Origin of the sequence: Kribbella sp. NPDC048915, assembly GCF_040649595.1 — a bacterium.
Lineage (GTDB): Bacteria > Actinomycetota > Actinomycetes > Propionibacteriales > Kribbellaceae > Kribbella.
The window spans coordinates 20,998-38,209 of record NZ_JBEZFT010000040.1 but is presented as its reverse complement, the minus strand read 5'-3'; the positions used below and the strand labels follow the sequence as shown (position 1 = coordinate 38,209).

At 69.2% G+C, this 17,212-nt stretch carries 15 protein-coding genes and 1 tRNA gene; 14 read left to right on the top strand and 2 right to left on the bottom strand.

Going from position 1 to position 17,212, the window contains the following annotated elements; all coding sequences use genetic code 11:
* The first annotated feature begins 100 nt into the window (after positions 1–100).
* On the top strand, positions 101–2,452 hold the full coding sequence (gene lon / locus AB0B82_RS20880; RefSeq protein WP_360170740.1) for an endopeptidase La: 2,352 nt from the start codon (positions 101–103) through the stop codon (positions 2,450–2,452).
* A 144-nt stretch (positions 2,453–2,596) separates the two neighbouring features.
* Positions 2,597–5,005: a transglycosylase domain-containing protein gene (locus AB0B82_RS20875; RefSeq protein WP_360170737.1), complete on the top strand. Its 2,409-nt coding sequence runs from the start codon at positions 2,597–2,599 to the stop codon at positions 5,003–5,005.
* A gap of 81 nt (positions 5,006–5,086) precedes the next feature.
* Here the strand turns inward: AB0B82_RS20875 and AB0B82_RS20870 are convergent, their stop codons facing one another.
* A complete protein-coding gene (locus AB0B82_RS20870) occupies positions 5,087–5,554 on the bottom strand; it encodes a GatB/YqeY domain-containing protein (protein ID WP_360170734.1) in 468 nt (155 codons plus the stop codon).
* A 26-nt stretch (positions 5,555–5,580) separates the two neighbouring features.
* Here AB0B82_RS20870 and AB0B82_RS20865 point away from each other — a divergent pair, with 26 nt between their 5' ends.
* The 10 genes from AB0B82_RS20865 (at position 5,581) to AB0B82_RS20820 (ending at position 13,601) form a co-directional block, all read left to right on the top strand.
* The gene (locus AB0B82_RS20865) at positions 5,581–6,525 is read left to right on the top strand and encodes a metallophosphoesterase (protein WP_360170732.1); all 945 of its coding nucleotides are present in this window, start codon (positions 5,581–5,583) and stop codon (positions 6,523–6,525) included.
* Between the two features lie 24 nt (positions 6,526–6,549).
* A tRNA-Pro gene (locus AB0B82_RS20860) sits at positions 6,550–6,626 on the top strand.
* A gap of 64 nt (positions 6,627–6,690) precedes the next feature.
* The gene (locus AB0B82_RS20855) at positions 6,691–8,121 is read left to right on the top strand and encodes a DnaJ domain-containing protein (protein WP_360170729.1); all 1,431 of its coding nucleotides are present in this window, start codon (positions 6,691–6,693) and stop codon (positions 8,119–8,121) included.
* Between the two features lie 106 nt (positions 8,122–8,227).
* Entirely contained in the window at positions 8,228–8,782 is a 555-nt protein-coding gene (lipB, locus tag AB0B82_RS20850; protein WP_360170726.1) for a lipoyl(octanoyl) transferase LipB, read from the top strand.
* 9 nt (positions 8,783–8,791) lie between these two features.
* Positions 8,792–9,283, top strand: a complete 492-nt coding sequence (locus tag AB0B82_RS20845) for a hypothetical protein (protein ID WP_360170723.1) — start codon at positions 8,792–8,794, stop codon at positions 9,281–9,283.
* Positions 9,276–9,974, top strand: coding sequence for a carbohydrate-binding family 9-like protein (locus AB0B82_RS20840; protein ID WP_360170720.1), 699 nt, complete (start codon positions 9,276–9,278; stop codon positions 9,972–9,974). Before AB0B82_RS20845 ends, AB0B82_RS20840 begins: the two co-directional genes overlap by 8 nt.
* Positions 9,975–10,048: 74 nt before the next feature.
* On the top strand, positions 10,049–10,972 hold the full coding sequence (locus AB0B82_RS20835) for a tetratricopeptide repeat protein (RefSeq protein ID WP_360170717.1): 924 nt from the start codon (positions 10,049–10,051) through the stop codon (positions 10,970–10,972).
* A gap of 118 nt (positions 10,973–11,090) precedes the next feature.
* A complete protein-coding gene (locus AB0B82_RS20830; RefSeq protein WP_360170714.1) occupies positions 11,091–11,879 on the top strand; it encodes a CoA transferase subunit A in 789 nt (262 codons plus the stop codon).
* Between the two features lies 1 nt (position 11,880).
* Complete coding sequence (locus AB0B82_RS20825) at positions 11,881–12,510, top strand: CoA transferase subunit B (protein ID WP_360170711.1); 630 nt, start codon at positions 11,881–11,883, stop codon at positions 12,508–12,510.
* A gap of 197 nt (positions 12,511–12,707) precedes the next feature.
* Positions 12,708–13,601, top strand: coding sequence for a carbohydrate kinase family protein (locus AB0B82_RS20820; protein WP_360170708.1), 894 nt, complete (start codon positions 12,708–12,710; stop codon positions 13,599–13,601).
* A gap of 944 nt (positions 13,602–14,545) precedes the next feature.
* Here AB0B82_RS20820 and AB0B82_RS20815 read toward each other — a convergent pair.
* Positions 14,546–15,229 (bottom strand): NUDIX domain-containing protein, encoded by a 684-nt coding sequence (locus AB0B82_RS20815; RefSeq protein ID WP_360170705.1) that lies wholly within the window; start codon positions 15,227–15,229, stop codon positions 14,546–14,548.
* 76 nt (positions 15,230–15,305) lie between these two features.
* Here AB0B82_RS20815 and AB0B82_RS20810 point away from each other — a divergent pair, with 76 nt between their 5' ends.
* Both AB0B82_RS20810 and AB0B82_RS20805 read left to right on the top strand, forming a co-directional pair.
* Complete coding sequence (locus AB0B82_RS20810; protein WP_360170702.1) at positions 15,306–16,304, top strand: SPFH domain-containing protein; 999 nt, start codon at positions 15,306–15,308, stop codon at positions 16,302–16,304.
* A gap of 28 nt (positions 16,305–16,332) precedes the next feature.
* Entirely contained in the window at positions 16,333–17,208 is an 876-nt protein-coding gene (locus tag AB0B82_RS20805; protein ID WP_360170699.1) for a hypothetical protein, read from the top strand.
* Positions 17,209–17,212 lie beyond the last annotated feature (4 nt).

Here is a 17,212-nt window from a genome sequence, read left to right as displayed (position 1 = left end):
TCCGGTTTTCACCGTGAGCGAACGCCTCACGCGGCGGGAATTACGTACTTACATCCGTGGTTGAGCCTGTCAGACTCAATCTTGAAAAGGGTGTGACAGCGTGACCGATACGTTGAATCTTCCTGTTCTGCCGCTCGACGACGTCGTCGTCCTGCCGGGGATGGTCGTGCCGGTCCGACTCGCCGACAGCGAGGCCCGGGCGGCCATCGACGCCGCGCAGGCCGCCGGCCAGGACCAGGTCCTGCTGGTGCCGCGACTGGACGGGAAATATGCCAAGGCCGGAACGCTCGGTGAGATCGAGCAGATCGGCCGACTGCCGGGCGGTGCCCAGGCGGCCGTGATCCGCGGGGCCCAGCGGGTCCGGATCGGCGCCGGGACCACCGGTCCGGGTGCGGCGCTCTGGGTGAGCGCGACGGCGATGCACGAGATCACCGACAGCCGCTCCGCCGAACTGGCCCGCGAGTACAAGACCCTGACCACCTCCGTGCTCGAGCGGCGCGGTGCCTGGCAGGTCATCGACTCGGTGAAGCAGGTGACCGACCCGGCGGAGCTTTCGGACCTCGCCGGCTACGCGTCGTACCTGAGCAACGAGCAGAAGTCCGAGCTGCTGGAGAACGCCAACGTCTCCGAGCGGCTGGAGAAGCTGATCGGCTGGGTGAAGGACCACCTCGCCGAGCTCGAGGTCTCCGAGACGATCCAGAAGGACGTCCAGGAGGGCATGGAGAAGCAGCAGCGCGAGTTCCTGCTGCGCCAGCAGATGGCCGCGATCCGCAAGGAGCTGGCCGAGCTGGACGGCAAGGCCGAGTCCGAGGAAGAGGACTACCGGGCCCGCGTCGAGGCGGCCGATCTGCCCGAGCACGTGCGTAAGGCCGCGCTCGCCGAGGTCGACAAGCTCGAGCGGACCGCCGAGCAGTCTCCCGAGGTCGGCTGGATCCGCACCTGGCTGGACACCGTCCTCGAGATGCCGTGGAACGAGCGGACCGAGGACAGCTACGACATCCGTGAGGCGCGGGCCGTGCTGGACGCGGACCACGCCGGCCTGGACGACGTGAAGGAACGCATCACCGAGTACCTGGCTGTACGGCGGCGCCGCGCGGACCGTGGTCTGGGTGTCGTCGGCGGTCGCCGGAGTGGCGCCGTACTGGCGCTCGTCGGCCCGCCCGGTGTCGGCAAGACCTCGCTGGGTGAGTCCGTGGCGCGAGCGATGGGACGCAAGTTCGTCCGGGTCGCGCTCGGCGGTGTCCGGGACGAGGCCGAGATCCGCGGTCACCGGCGCACGTACGTCGGTGCGCTGCCGGGCCGGATCGTCCGTGCGATCACGGAGGCCGGATCGATGAACCCGGTCGTGCTGCTCGACGAGATCGACAAGGTCGGTGCGGACTACCGGGGCGACCCGACGGCCGCGCTGCTCGAGGTCCTCGACCCGGCGCAGAACCACACCTTCCGGGACCACTACCTGGAGGTTGAGCTCGACCTGTCCGACGTGGTCTTCCTGGCCACGGCGAACGTCCTGGACTCGATCCCGGCGCCGCTGCTGGACCGGATGGAGCTCGTGCAGCTCGACGGCTACACCGAGGACGAGAAGGTTGTCATCGCCCGTGACCACCTGCTCCCGCGTCAGCTGGAGCGGGCGGGCCTGACGGCGGACGAGGTGACCGTCGACGACTCGGCGCTGCGGATGCTGGCGGGTGAGTACACCCGGGAGGCCGGCGTCCGGCAGCTGGAGCGGTCGATCGCGCGGGTGCTGCGGAAGGTGACGGCGAAGATTGCCCTGGGCGAGGAACTCGGCCAGGTGACGATCGGCGCCGCCGACCTGAAGCAGTACCTGGGGACGCCGAAGTTCACACCGGAATCGGCTGAGCGGACGGTGCTTCCGGGCGTCGCGACCGGCCTGGCGGTGACCGGTGCGGGTGGTGACGTGCTCTTCGTCGAGGCGTCACTGGCCGACAAGGAGACCGGCCCGACCGGAGTCACGCTGACCGGACAGCTCGGTGACGTGATGAAGGAGTCGGCGCAAATCGCCCTGTCGTACCTGCGCTCGCACGGCGCGGAGCTGGGCCTGCCGGTCGGCGACCTGGCCGAGCGGAACGCCCACATCCACGTGCCGGCCGGCGCCGTCCCGAAGGACGGACCGTCTGCGGGTGTGACGATGACGACGGCGCTGGCGTCGCTGCTGTCCGGGCAGCCGGTCCGCTCGGAGGTCGCGATGACCGGTGAGGTGTCGCTGACCGGCCGGGTGCTCCCGATCGGTGGCGTGAAGCAGAAGCTGCTCGCCGCGCACCGCGCCGGACTGACCACGGTGCTGATCCCGAAGCGGAACGAGCCGGACCTCGAGGATGTCCCGGCGGCCGTGCTCGCGGAGCTGACCGTGCACCCGGTGAGCGACGTCCGCGAGGTGCTCGACCTGGCCCTGGAGCCGGCCGAGGTGACCGCGCACCAGTACGCCGCATAACGCCGTACCGCACCGCCTGACGGAACGAGGGCCCGAGCTTGTCGCTCGGGCCCTCGTCCTTTCGGATGAACTTGTCCAGCAGGCGTGAGCGATCTCACATCGACACCGGTAACCCAATCAGGCCATCCCGTAGTCTTTACAACCATGCGCGTCAGGGAGAAGGGCGACCGGGGAGTCGTCCAATCTGTGGTTCTGTTCCTCGGAGTGAGCGTCTTGTCGGGGGCCTTGGCCGCCGGTCTCGCCATCCCGTTCGCCGGTCTGGCCGGCTTCACCACGGAGAAGACTTCCGACACACTGCAAGGTTTGCCGCAGCAGTTCGACGAGGTGCCGCTGAAGCAGAAGAGCACGATTCTGGCGGCCGACGGATCCCTGATCGCGACCATCGCCGAGCAGAACCGGGTCCCGGTGAAGCTCAGCCAGGTCGCCCCGATCATGCAGAAGGCGATCGTCGCGATCGAGGACGACCGCTTCTACGAGCACGGTGCCCTGGACGCGAAGGGCACCCTACGCGCGCTGCTGCAGAACAAAACCGCGGGCACCGTGCAGCAGGGCGGTTCGAGCATCACCCAGCAGTTCGTGAAGATCAGCCTGGTGGAGAAGGCGAAAACGCCGGAGGAGGTCGCCGCGGCGACCGCCGACACCTATCAGCGCAAGGTCGCCGAGCTGCGCTACGCGGTCGCGGTCGAGAAGCAGTTCTCGAAGAACGAGATCCTCGAGAAGTACCTCAACCTGGCGAACTTCGGCGACGGGGCCTGGGGCATCCAGGCCGCCGCGCAGCACTACTTCTCGGTGAACGCGTCGCAGCTGACACTCCCGCAGGCCGCGATGCTGGCCGGCCTGGTGAAGAACCCGACCGGCTACGACCCGACCAACAACGCCAAGCGCGCCAAGGACCGCCGCGACGTGGTCATCCGCCGGATGCTGGAGCTCAAGGTCATCTCGGTCGCCCAGGCCAACGCGGCGCTGCGCACCCCGGTGATCGACCCGAACAAGGTCCGCCCGAACAAACTCGGCTGCGGCAACGGGGCCTACCCGTTCTACTGCGAGTACGTGATGTCGCTGCTCGAGGAGAACCCGGCCTTCGGCAAGACCAAGGCGGAGCGGCTGAACTACGTCAAGACCGCCGGCCTGACGATCCGCACGTCCCTCGACCCGAAGATCCAGGCCGACGCCCAGCGCTCCATCGACACCCACTCCCGGCCGACCGACCAGGCCGTCGCCGCGATCACGATCGTCGAGCCCGGCACCGGCCTGGTGAAGGCAATGGCCCAGAGCCGGGCCTACGGCAACAAGCGCGGTCAGACGTCGTACAACTACAACGTGCCGAAGAGCTACCCGGGTGGCTTCGGCGGTTGGCAGAACGGTTCGACGATGAAGGCGTTCACGATCGCCGCGGCGATCCAGAAGGGGATCCCGCTCAACTACAAGATCCCGTCGCCGAGCCCGATCCACCTGAAGGGCCAGACGTTCAGCACGTGCAGCGGCCCGTACAAGATCCTCGGTAAGTACGACCCGAAGAACTCGACGACGAACGTCCCGATCCCGACCATGATCGAGGCGGCGCAGAAGTCGACGAACACCTACTTCCTGCAACTCTCGCAGCGGACCGGGCTGTGCCCGATCTTCAAGATCGCCAGCTCTCTGGGGCTGTACCAGGCCCAGACCGGTGAGCCGCTGCAGCAGGTCCCCTCGATGACGCTGGGCATCGACAACATCTCCCCACTGCAGCTGGCGAACGCGTACGCCGCCTTCGCCGCGCGCGGCATGTACTGCCAGCCGTGGCTGATCACCTCGGTCAAGGACGCGAACGGCAAGGCGCTGAAGATCCCCGGCGCTCAGTGCAAGCAGGCGCTGGAGCCGGAGGTCGCGGACGGCGTCAACGCGGTGTTGCACCAGGTCATGGAGCAGGGCGGCACCGGCAGCAAGCTCAAGTTCGGCAAGAGCGACCTGGCCGGTAAGACCGGAACCATCAACGAGGCCAGGGCCGTCTGGTACGCCGGGTACTCGAGCAAGCTCGCTGCGGCCGCCACGGTCGCCGACGCGACGCCGCCGTACAAGGATCTGCAGGGGCAGACGCTGAACGGCAAGCCGATCCACGACGCCTCCGGGTCGGGTACCGCGGGCCCGATCTGGGAGGCGGCGATGAAGGCGGCGTTGTCGAAGTACCCGACGACGAAGTTCGTGCCGCCGTCGGACAAGACGCAGCGCGGCGACGTGAAGGACCTGCCGTTCGTCAACGGTATGAGCCCGGAGGACGCCGCCAACCGACTCCGGCAGGCGGGCTTCGAGGTCACGATCGCTTCGGGAACGGTGAACTCCGAGGAGACCGCCGGCACGGTGGCTTACACCGACCCGCGGCAGCGCGACGGCGCGCCGGCCGGGTCGCTGGTGACGATCTACATCTCCAACGGCAGCAAGAAGCAGTCCGACAAGCCGACCAAACCGAACAAGCCGGGGACGACCAACACCCCGAAACCCCCGACGATCACCATCAACCCGAACTGCCCGCCCTGGAACCCGAAGTACCCCAACTGCGGCGGCCGCGGGAGATAACAGCAGAACCACAAGAGGCCTCGTCCACCACGGACGAGGCCTCTTGGTCGTTCGAAGGCGTCAGCGCGCCGCCGACGTGGCTCAGGCGCCGAGTTGGCGCTTCACCTCGGCGGAGACGACGGCGCCGTCGGCGCGGCCCTTGACCTTGGGCTGGAGGGCGCCCATCACCTTGCCGATGCCGCGCGGGCCGAGCTCGGCGGCGCCGGTGGCGGCGATGGTTTCGGTGACCAGGGCCTTGATCTCGTCCTCGCTGAGCTGCTCCGGCAGGTACTCGGCCAGGATGTCCGCCTCGGCCTGTTCCTTGTCGGCGAGCTCCGCGCGGCCGGCGTCGCGGTAGGCGACCACGGACTCGCGGCGCTTCTTCGCCTCGGAGCTGAGCACGTCGACGATCTCGCTGTCGGTGAGCTCGCGCGCCTCCTTGCCGGCCACCTCCGCCTTGGTGATCGCGGTGAGCGCCATCCGCAGGGTCGACTTGCGCACCTCGTCACGCGCCTTGAGGGCGGCGGTCATGTCGTCGTGCAGGCGCTGCTTCATTCCGGAGTTGGACATACCAGAGATTGTGGCAGGCTGGTGCAATGAGTTTGCGCGGGATCGCCAGTACGACCCTGAAAACCGCCGCGGTGACCGGTGCCGTGGGCGCTGCCTGCGTGGCGTACGCGGCCGGTGTCGAGGTGCGCTGGTTCACCCTGCGCAAGGTGACCGTGCCGGTGCTGCCCGAGGGGACGGCGCCGCTGCGGGTGCTGCACCTGTCCGACCTGCACCTGATGCCCGCGCAGGACAAGAAGATCCGCTGGGTCAACGACCTGGCCGCGCTCGAGCCGGACCTGATCGTCAACACCGGCGACAACATCGCCAGCGAGCACTCGGTCCGCCCGCTGCTGCGCGCGTACGGCGACCTGCTCGACCTGCCCGGGGTGTTCGTGTTCGGCTCCAACGACTACTGGAAGCCGCATTTCAAGAACCCGGGCAAGTACCTGCTGCCCGCGCACAAGCAGCGGCACAAGCCGCACGGCCCGGACCTGCCGTACGAGGAGATGCGCCGCGCGTTCACCTCCGCGGGCTGGACCGACCTGAACAACGCCAAGGCCACCCTGAAGGTGAACGGGCTGCGCCTGGACTTCGCCGGCACCGACGACCCGCACATCAAGCGCGACCGGTACGACGAGGTCGCGGGCGAGGTCGACCCGTCGGCGGACCTGTCGATCGGCGTCACGCACGCGCCGTACCAGCGGGTGCTGAACGGTTTCGTCGGCGACGGCTACCCGCTGATCCTCGCCGGCCACACGCACGGCGGCCAGCTGGCCGTCCCGTTGTACGGCGCCCTAGTGACCAATTGCGACCTCGACACGTCCCGCGTGAAGGGCCTGTCGACCTGGGGGTACGACGGTCGCCAGGCGGCGCTGCACGTGTCCGCCGGCCTCGGTACGTCGCCGTACGCGCCGGTCAGATTCGCCTGCCGGCCGGAGGCGACGCTGCTCACCCTGGTGCCCCGAAACAACCCGATTTCGTTCGGACGCTGAGGCAATGTAAGCTACTCGCGAATTCGGGCTGTGGCGCAGCTTGGTAGCGCGCTTCGTTCGGGACGAAGAGGTCGCAGGTTCAAATCCTGTCAGCCCGACCACCACTGAGGGTCAGTCACTGCGGTGACTGGCCCTCAGTCGCGTTGGCGTGTGTCGGGAGGTGCGGTGAGCGGGGCCGATCACTACGAAGTGCTGAACGTCGAGCGCACGGCCAGCACCGCGGAGATCAAGACCGCGTACCGCAAACTCGTTCGGCAGGTACACCCGGACCAGGGCGGCAACGCGGCGCTGTTCCACGTCGTCCAAGAGGCCTGGACCACGCTGTCCGACCCGGCGAAGCGCGCCGCGTACGACCGCCAACTGGCCCGCGCGGAAGCACCGCCCGGCGAGCCCCGCACCACCACACCACCGCACCGTCCGGAGCCGGAGCCCGCGGACCCGTTCACCTGGTCGACCGACCAGCCCTGGGCCACCCAGCAGCCCTTCACCCAGCAGCCCTTCACACGCCAGCCGTACACAGAGCAGCCGTACTACGAAGAGCCGCGGCGCCAACCCCGCTACGAGCCCCAGTACGAGCAGCCGTACCAGCACCAGCCGTACGAGCCCGGCTACGAGCCCACGCCGGACCCGCTGCCCGCTGTCGACGCAGCCCCGATCCACGCCACCCCGCCGTTCGGCCGCCTGCGCCTCTTCGCGCTGATCGCACTGGCTGGGTGGACGGCCCTCCTCGTCGGCCTCTACGTGAGCGACGGCTTCGACAGCGCCTGGGACGGTTTCCTCGGCATCGGCATCGCTGGGATGCTGCTCGTCGCGATGCCACCGCACTGGAGCCGGCGGGTGCCGGGCCGCGGCGTGCTGAAGGCGCTCGGGCTGATGACGGCCGCGCTCTATCTCGGCGTCGCCCTGGCCTCACCCCCGGACCTGACCACCCGCCAGCGCACGCTCAGCCTGCTCCTCGTCATCGGCCTCGTGGTGGTGCGGATTCTCACCGGGCGCTGGTCGAAGGCGCACGTGCTGGATCAGGCGATCGACCGGCAGGCGACGTACGAGTTCAATCTGTGGGGACGTCCCGGTGAACCCCTCGTCAACGACGCACTCGCCGTACCGCTGACGCCGTACGACGTCCTGCTGCAGCGGCGTACGGCGAGCCTCCTCGACCCGGTGCTGAACGCTCTCCCGGCCGCCAAACTCGTGCACAGCGCGCAACTCCAGGGCATCGCCGTCGACCACATGCTGATCAACGGCCGCCGCGTCGCGCTGATCGTCTCGCTGGTGGGGCCGCCCGGCACGTACTCGCTGGACGCCTACGGGTCGCTCGTCCTCGAGGGCCAGCCGATCGACAGCCCGTCGTCGGCGCTGGCGAGTACGGTCGAGGCCTGGCACCGCCGGCTGCGCAGCGCCGAGGTCCGCGGCTTCCTGCTCATCCACCCGACAACCGCCGGCCGCATCACCGCAGGCTCCGCGTCCAACACCCCCGTCACCTGCATCTCCGCGCAGTCCGCCGCCCGCGACCTGCTCACCTGGCTCGAGTCCGAAGGCAGCCTCGTCGACCGCCGCGTGCTGTACGACGTCCTGCGCCGCGCACCGTACGCCTGACCCGCTGGACCGTGCGCCTAACCTGAAGGCATGCAGCGGGTTGATCTCGGCGAGGTGGAGTACGACGTCGCCGCGAAGGAGATGCGGGGCTGGGTCGAGGGAGCGGGTGGAGGGGAAGGCCGAGGATCGGCTGTTCCTGCTGAGTCATCCGCCGGTGATCACGTACGGACCGCGGACGGTGCTCGACGACCTGCCGGCGGAGGCCGCGGCGATTCCGACGGTGCAGGTCGATCGCGGCGGGTTCGCGACGTACCACGGGCCGGGGCAGCTGGTCGGGTACCTGGTCATCGATCTGCACCAGCGCGGGCCGGTGGACATCGTGCGCTGGCTGGAGAACGGCCTGATCGACGCGCTCGGCTCGCTCGGGTTCCCGCTGGTCCGCCGGGACACGCCGCCGGGCGCGAGCAGCTTGGTCGGGGTGTGGACCGAGGACGGCCGGAAGCTGTGCTCGATCGGCATGCGGATCAGGCGCGGTGTGACCAGCCACGGGTTCTCGATCAACGTCGACCCCGACCTGAGCGTGTTTCACACGTTCACGAGCTGCGGTCTGCACGACGTCACGATGACCTCGCTCGCGGATCTCGCCGCCGAACAGGGCCGCGCCGTGCCGACCGACGCCGAGGTCCGCGATGCCGTCGCGCACAGCCTGGGAGCCCGATAGCCTGCCGCAATGACCCAGGAGGACGACAGCGACCGGATGCCTGCGGATCTGGAGGCCGTGCTGGAGGCCGCCGACGAAGCGGAGGCGGCCGAGGCGGCCGAGCGGGAGCGGTCCGACGCCCCGCCGTTACCGCCGGCGCTGATCCTGGCGGTCGTCGGCCTGCTGTGCGGGTTCGCGACGATCGCGCTGGTGTGGCTGAGCGAGCGCGGCTGCGAGCGGTTCCGCGACACCACGAACTGCGGTGCGTTCGGTCTGCCGCTGCTGGTGCTGATCGTGGTGGTCGCGGTCGTGCTCGGCGGCCTCGCGCTCAGCCGGCTCGCGATGCCGCATCCGAAGCTCATCCCGTTCCTGGGCATCGCTTTCATGGTCGCCGTGGTGATCGGCTTCCTGACCGGTCAGCTGGACTCGCCCTGGATCATCGCCGTGGTGCCGGCGCTGACCGCTGTCACCTTCCTGCTCGCCAATCTCGTCGCCCGACTGCTGGAGCGTGCCGATGCCTGACCTGCCCGTCTACGAGTGCCCCCGGACCGCCACCGCGCCGAATCTCGACGGCACCCTGACCGATCCGGCCTGGGAGACCGCACCCTGGACCGCCGACTTCGTCCCGATCCACGACGGCCCCACGCCGCGCTTCCGGACCCGGGCGAAGCTGATGTACGACGACGAGTACCTGTACGTCGGCGGGCAGCTCGAGGAGCCGCACGTCTGGTCGACGATGACCGAACACAACAGCAAGCTGTTCCACGAGAACAACTTCGAGCTGTTCCTGGATCCGGACGCGGACGGGCTGAACTACTACGAGTTCGAGATCAACCCGCTCGGGACGATCTGGGAGCTGACGCTGCCGAAGCCGTACGTCGACGGCGGCGTACCGATCGACCCGACGAACCTGCTCGGTCTGCGCACCGCGGTGCATGTCGACGGGACGCTGAACGACCCCTCCGACACCGACAACGGCTGGTCGGTCGAGCTCGCCGTACCGTGGGCCGACCTCGGGCCGTACAACGCGGGCCGCACCACCCCGCCGGCCCCGGGCGACGAGTGGCGAATGAACCTGATGCGCTGCGAGTACCCGCACTCGGTGGTGGACGGCGCCTACGTGAAGGGCGAGCCGCTGGAGTTCTGGGTCTGGTCGCCGCAGGGCGTCGAGGACATGCACCGGCCGGCGACCTGGGGTGTGCTGCGGTTCTGAACCGCGTGGGGACGTTTCGCAAGTCTGTGACCCCTGTGACGTGGCGTTAACACGGCCGAGCAACAATGAGGTACGTGAACTTGGGGGGCAACGGCGATCTCGACGGCGACCAGGTCGTCAGCGCGATCGAACGTGCCTGCGAGAGCGACCTCCGCACCGCGCTGCGACTCGTGGCGCGGTACTCCGCGTACTGGTGGTCCAACGGTCTGCAGGACGAAGCGGCCGCCGCGGCGGAGCGGGTGCTCGGCATGCTCGGGCGGACCGTTCCGGTCGGGCTGGACGAGGAGTACCTGCTCGCGGTCATCCACGGCGCGGGGTCGGCCGAGCAGGAGCAGGTCGAGCTGGCGCAGCAGATCGTGCTGACCACGACCGGCCCGTTCCGGTACTCCGTGACCGTGCTGCTCTGGTCGATCGTGTTCGGGCCGTTCGAGGCGGCCGATGTCGTCGAGGACGTGCTGCGGCGGAACGAGAGCGGCGACGCGTGGACACGCGCCGCGGTCGAGCTGTGCCGCGGGTACCCGGGTCTCACCAGTTCCCCGCCGGACGACGCCGTACAGGCACTGCGTACGGCGCTGGGCCGGTTCAAGATGCTGGAGGACCGGTGGGGCATGTTCCTCGCCCTGAACGCGCTCCGGCAGGTGCTGGACGAGCCGCTGGACGTCACCACCGCGGCGATCCGGCTGGCCGAGGAACTCTGCCTCGGCGATCACACCGGTCTGCTGCTGTGTGAGCGCGCCACGCTGTACGAGCGCTCCGGGAAGCTGGCGGACGCGCACGCCGACTACGAGCGGGCGCTGTCGATCGGTGAGCACGCCGACCTGCCGGAAACCGTGGCGGCCGCGCTGATCGGTCTGGCCCGGACCGCGCGTGGGGCGGGCAATCTTCCGGCCGCGCGGGCCCATCTGTCCGCCGTACTGGACCTTCCGGAGCTGGACGACGCTCACTACGAGGCGATGCACGAGCTGGCGGTGCTGAACGCCTGCGAGGCGTCGGCGTAGCCGCTACTGCGGTAAACCACACCCCGATTGTGGGGTCAGCCACATCGCGGCGGTCTTCCGCGCTGGCTAGAGTCGGGATCGAATCGGCAGTACACCGGCCACTGCAACGGAGCAGCGCATGGACAAGACGTACGGGTCGCCGCAGGAAGCCGTGGCGGACATCGGGGACGGCGCGAGTCTCGCCGTCGGCGGTTTCGGGTTGTGCGGCAATCCGATGCAGCTGATCAGTGCTCTGCACGACAAAGGGGTCTCCGGGCTCAGCGTCGTGTCGAACAACTGCGGCGTCGACGAGTGGGGTCTCGGCATCCTGCTCGCGGACAAGCGGATCGCCAAGATGACCTCGTCGTACGTCGGAGAGAACAAGGAGTTCGCCCGACAGTTCCTCTCCGGTGAGCTGGAGGTCGAGCTGATGCCGCAGGGCACGCTGGCCGAGAAGCTCCGGGCCGGCGGCTGCGGGATCCCCGCCTTCTTCACGCCGGCCGGTGTCGGCACGCAGGTCGCCGAGGGCGGTCTGCCGCAGAAGTACAACCCGGACGGATCGGTCGCGAAGGCGTCCGCGCCGAAGGAGACCCGGGAGATCAACGGGACGATGGTCGTCCTCGAGGAGTCGATCACCACCGACTTCGGGCTGGTGCACGCACTCAAGGGCGACACCCACGGAAACCTGATCTTCGACCGCAGCGCGCGGAACTTCAACCCGCTGGCGGCGATGGCCGGCCGGGTGACGATCGCGCAGGTGGAGGAGCTGGTCCAGCCTGGTGAGCTGGACCCGGACGCGATCCATCTGCCCGGCGTCTACGTCCAGCGCATCGTTGCGGTCGGCAAGGACATCGAGAAGCGGATCGAGAAGCGCACGGTTCAACCGCGGGAGTCCTTCGAGGCTCAGCGCGAGAAGCTGGAGGCCTGAGATGCCACTCACCCGTGAGCAGATGGCCGCCCGGGCCGCCGCCGAGCTCGAGGACGGCTCCTACGTCAACCTCGGCATCGGCTTGCCGACCATGGTGCCGAACTACATCCCGGACGGCGTCACGGTCGTGCTGCAGTCCGAGAACGGCATCCTCGGCGTCGGGCCGTACCCGATCGAGGGCGAGGAGGACCCGGACCTGATCAACGCCGGCAAGGAGACCGTCACGACGATGCCCGGCGCGTCGTTCTTCGACTCGTCGCTGTCGTTCGGGATGATCCGCGGCGGCGCGATCGACGCGGCCATCCTTGGCGCCATGCAGGTCTCGTCCAAGGGCGACCTGGCGAACTGGATGATCCCCGGCAAGATGGTCAAGGGCATGGGCGGCGCGATGGACCTCGTGCACGGCGCCAAGAAGGTGATCGTGCTGATGGAGCACGTCGCCAAGGACGGCTCGCACAAGATCCTCGAGGAGTGCACGCTGCCCTACACCGGCCGCGGCGTGGTCAACCGGATCATCACCGACCTCGCCGTACTGGACGTCACCGCCGACGGCCTGCACCTGGTCGAGCTCGCCGACGGCGTCACGTTCGACGAACTCCAGGAAAAGACCGGCGCCCCGATCAAGCAATAACCACCGAGCACCAGCCGCGTCCGCGCCCGGGAATGGGCCGCTCAGGCGCGGCCGCTCGGCCTCGGATCGGAATACTCGGGGTGGGCTGTCTACTGCGAGTGGTCGCCCATGCGGGTTGAGTGAGCGGGATCAAGGTCGGCGCACAGCTTGCGAAAGACACCTGTGATCCCCGACGAAAGTCGGGTATTACGGGACAGGTGGAGTTGGATGTGCTGGTGATCGGCGGGGTGGGCATCGACACGATCGTGCGGGTGCCGAGCCTGCCTTTGGACGACGTCGAGACGATTCCGGTCGAACCGATCGAGACGTACCTGGCGCACACGGGGCACGGCGTGGCGCTGGGCTGCCACCTGCTCGGGTTGCAGACCGGTGTGGTGGACGTGATCGGCGACGATCCCGAGGGGATGCGGATCCGCCGTGAGTACGCCGAGCTCGGCATCCCGCTGCGCGTCGTACTGCACCCGAGCGGAACGCGCCGATCGGTCAACCTGGTCGCGCCGGACGGCCGCCGGATGTCGATGTACGACGGTCGCCATCCACAAGGCCTGCGCGTCGATCCGGAGCTGTGGCGTCCCGCGATCCGCCAGGCGGAGCACGTCCACGTGTCGATCATGGACTTCGCCCGCGACGCTCTCGGCGACGCGATCGCGGCGGACCGGTCGATCTCCACCGACCTGCACGACTGGGACGGCCGTAACGACTACCACAAGGACTTCGCGACCGCGTCCGACATCGTGTTCGTCTCCACCAGCGCACTGCCACCCGACGGCGTCGAGTGGATCCTCGCCAACGGCCGCGCCGACGTCGTGGTCGCGATGGCGGGCGCCTTCGGCAGCTACCTCCACGTGCGCGGCGAGCCGGCCCACCACATCCCCGCGATCACGTTCCCGGACCGCCCGGTCGTCGACACCAACGGCGCCGGCGATGCGTACGTGGCCGCCTTCCTCACCCGCTACCTCGACGGCGCCTCCTGGCACGACGCCGCCACCGCCGGCACCATCGCCGCCGCCTGGTCCTGCGGCTCGCCCGGCACCCACACCAACCTCATCACCGCCGAAACCCTGGCCCTCCACACCCGAACCTTCGGCTGACGCCAGCCTGCAGCCAACCCGCGCCCGACGAACCGCCAAGAGCCGTGGGCGTGAACAGGAACCGCTTGGGGACCCGATATTTCCTGTCTCCACCCCCACGAAGGTGACCCAACCCCCGACACCTGCGGCCCCGACCCCGGCCCGGCGCAGCCCCGGGAGGCCGGCGCCCGTCGGCGCACGGCGCCACAAACCGCGGGCTTGAACAAGAACCGGTGCCCGGGGACCCGATACTTCCTGTCCTCACCCCCGCGAAGGTGACCCAACCCCCAACTCCTGCTGTCCTGGGGTCCGCTCGACGTCAGTCCGGGCAATCCGGACGCTCAACCATCACCGCCAATCCCTGCCCTCCGTTCGGCTCACCCCAGCCCGGGAGGCCGGCGCCCGTCGGCGCACTGGCCACAAACCGTGGGCTTGAACAAGAACCGGGGCCTGGGGACCTGATATTTCGTGTCTTCACCCCCAGCAAGGTGACCCAACCCCCGACACCTGTGACAACCTGCGGCCCCGAACCCGGCCCAGCCCAGCCCAGCCCGGCGCCGTCGGCGCACGGCGCCACAAACCGTGGGCTTGAACAAGAACCGGTGCCCGAGGACCTGATATTTCCTGTCTCCACCCCCGGCAAGCTGCCCCAACCCCCGGCACCTGTGACAACCTGCGGCCCCGAACCCGGCCCGGCCCAGCCCCGGCCGGCCCAGCCCGGCCCAGCCCGGCCCAGCCCAGCCCGGCACCCGTCGGCGCGCTGCGCCACAAACCGTGGGCTTGAACAGGAACCGGGGCCTGGGCACCTGATATTTCCTGTCTCCACCCCCGCGAAGGTGACCAAGCCCCCAGCTTGTGGGGCTCTGGGGTAGCCCAGCGTCAGGTGCCGAGCCAGGTGCCAGCGTCAGGTGCCGGCTCAGGTGCCGAGCCAGGTGCCGGGTCAGGTGCCAACGTTAGGTGCCGGGTTAGGTGCGGGTCATGGGTGGGTGGAGGGTGGTGGCGGTGCCTCGGCGGAAGAGTTGGGCGGGGCGGCCGCCGTCTCGGGTTGTGGTGGTGCCTACGGGGGTGACGAAGTCGGGGGTCTTGGTGACTTTGCGGTGGAAGTTGCGGGGGTCCAAGGGTGTGCCCCAGACGGCCTCGTAGACGCCGCGTAGTTCGGAGATCGTGAATTCGGGTGGGCAGAACGCCGTCGCGAGCGGTGAGTACTCGAGCTTCGCCCGCGCCCGCTCCACCGCATCGCCAAGGATCCGGTGATGGTCGAACGCCAACCGTCCCGCATCCGCCAGTACGTCGCCCACGTCGACCCAGCTCGCGGACGCCGCGTCCGATCCGGCCACTGGTGCGGGCAGGTCCGGTACCAGGGCCAGGTACGCCACGGTCACCACCCGGCCCCGCGGATCGCGATCGGGAGCGCCGTACGTCGCCACCTGCTCGAGGTGGATGCGCTCGGCGGACAGGCCGGTCTCCTCGGCGAGCTCACGCAAGGCGGTCGCCTCCAGGCTCTCGTCCGGCCGGACGAATCCACCGGGCAGCGCCCAGCGGCCCTGGTACGGCGGGATGCCGCGGCGGATCAGCAGTACCTGAAGGCGCCCCTCGCGGACCGTCAGGATGACGAGATCGGTGGCCAGACCGACCGGCTCGAAGTCCATGCCCAGCATCTTAATCGTCACCTTGACGAAAAGCGATTTCAACACTTATCGTCAAGATGACGACAAAGGAGAGAAGATGGCAGACATCACCCGGTTCGGCATCCTCAGCCACCTACGCGCCAACCCGACGACGCACGTGCGCCACCTGCGCAACGGCAAGGTCGCGCACGACGGCGCCGGTCAGGCGTTCTGGTTCCGGGCGCTGAACTCCTCGCTCAGCGAGGTCCCGATCGACGACCGTGAGCAGCCGCTGCTGTTCCACGGCCGCACGCAGGACTTCCAGGATGTGGCGGTGCAGGCGACCGTCACGTACCGCGTGACCGACCCCACGCTGGCCGCGAGCCGCCTGGACTTCGGCATCGACCCGGACACCGGGCTGTGGCGTTCGACGCCGCTCGAGCAACTCGGCGGTCTCCTGACCGAACTGGCGCAGCAGACCGCGCTCGGCCTGCTCGCCCGGATGACGCTCACCGAGGCGCTCTCCGAAGGCATGACAGCGCTCCGCCAGGCGGTCGGCACCGGGTTGCGCGAGGACGAGCGACTGACCGGCCTCGGCATCGGCGTCGAGGACGTTCGCGTGGTCGCCGTCCGGGCGGAGCGGGACGTGGAGAAGGCGCTGCAGACGCCGACCCGTGAGATGGTGCAGCAGGCCGCCGACAAGGCGACGTACGAACGACGCGCGCTCGCCGTCGAACGGGAACGCTCGATCGCGGAGAACGAACTGCAGAACCAGATCGAACTCGCCCGCCGCGAGGAGCAACTGGTCAACCAGCGCGGTCAGAACGAACGCATGCGGGCCACCGAGGCCGCGGCCGCCGGACAGATCGAGACCCAGGCCGCCGCCGGCCGGAAGCGTGCACTGGCCGAGGCGGAGGCCGACGCCAAGCGGGTCATCGGTGCCGCTGAGGCCGCGGCCGAGAAGGCGCTGCTGGACGCGTACGCCGAGCTCGACCAGGCGACCATCCTGGCGCTCGCGATCAAGCAGGGCGCGCTGCCGGAGATCGGCACGCTCAACCTGACGCCCGACCTGCTGACTCCGCTGCTCACCAAGCTGACGGCCGGGCAGCAGTCGTGAGCCGGCGCGCGACCGCGGGAGGCCGAGTATGAGCCTCCCGCCGCGCGCGGTCATTGTGCACCGCGCGACCGAGTTGACCGAACTGATCGGCCGGCACGGCACCCGGCAACAGGCCGGGTTCTTTCTGGCCGGCCGCGGCCGGGACCTGGCCGAGCTCGACGCCCGGCACCAGGCTCAGCAGGACGCGCTGGCGACGGTCTCGGCGGCGATCCCGCTGGACTGGCGCCGAACGGTTGCCGAGCGCAACGACCTGGACCGGTTCGTCTTCGGCCCGGAGGATGTGGTGATCGCGGTCGGCCAGGACGGTCTGGTCGCGAACGTCGCGAAGTACCTCGACGGCCAGCCGGTCATCGGCATCAACCCCGAGCCGGCCCGCAACCCCGGCGTCCTCGTGCCGCACGAACCGGCCGCGTTCACCGGCCTGCTGACCGCACGTACCATCACCGAACGGACGATGGTCGCCGCCACCACCGACGACGGCCAGCAACTCGTCGCTCTCAACGAGGTGTACGTCGGCCACCAGACGCACCAATCCGCGCGCTACCGGCTGGCCACCCCCGATGCGGACGCGGAGCGGCAGTCGTCGTCCGGCATCCTCGTCGGGACGGGCACCGGCGCAACCGGATGGTGCCGCTCGGCCTGGCAGGAACGGCGTAGTCCGTTGGCGTTGCCAACACCATCCGATCCGATCCTCTGCTGGTTCGTCCGGGAGGCCTGGCCGTCACCCGCCACCGGCACCACCAGCACCGAGGGCCTGCTCAAGGCGCCCGACACGCTGACCGTGACCGCCGAGTCCGACCTGGTCGTCTTCGGCGACGGCATGGAGTCCGACACCCTCACCGTCACCTGGGGACAACGCCTCGAGGTCGGCGTCGCGCCGGTCAAACTGCACCTGGTGGTCTGACCAG

Coding starts and splice junctions, on each gene's coding strand:
- AB0B82_RS20845 (WP_360170723.1), top strand. CDS start 8,792: ATGACCCAGGAGGACGACAGCGACCGGATGCCTGCGGATCTGGAGGCC.
- AB0B82_RS20830 (WP_360170714.1), top strand. CDS start 11,091: ATGGACAAGACGTACGGGTCGCCGCAGGAAGCCGTGGCGGACATCGGG.
- AB0B82_RS20805 (WP_360170699.1), top strand. CDS start 16,333: ATGAGCCTCCCGCCGCGCGCGGTCATTGTGCACCGCGCGACCGAGTTG.
- AB0B82_RS20875 (WP_360170737.1), top strand. CDS start 2,597: ATGCGCGTCAGGGAGAAGGGCGACCGGGGAGTCGTCCAATCTGTGGTT.
- AB0B82_RS20810 (WP_360170702.1), top strand. CDS start 15,306: ATGGCAGACATCACCCGGTTCGGCATCCTCAGCCACCTACGCGCCAAC.
- AB0B82_RS20840 (WP_360170720.1), top strand. CDS start 9,276: ATGCCTGACCTGCCCGTCTACGAGTGCCCCCGGACCGCCACCGCGCCG.
- AB0B82_RS20865 (WP_360170732.1), top strand. CDS start 5,581: ATGAGTTTGCGCGGGATCGCCAGTACGACCCTGAAAACCGCCGCGGTG.
- AB0B82_RS20815 (WP_360170705.1), bottom strand. CDS start 15,229: ATGGACTTCGAGCCGGTCGGTCTGGCCACCGATCTCGTCATCCTGACG.
- AB0B82_RS20870 (WP_360170734.1), bottom strand. CDS start 5,554: ATGTCCAACTCCGGAATGAAGCAGCGCCTGCACGACGACATGACCGCC.
- AB0B82_RS20825 (WP_360170711.1), top strand. CDS start 11,881: ATGCCACTCACCCGTGAGCAGATGGCCGCCCGGGCCGCCGCCGAGCTC.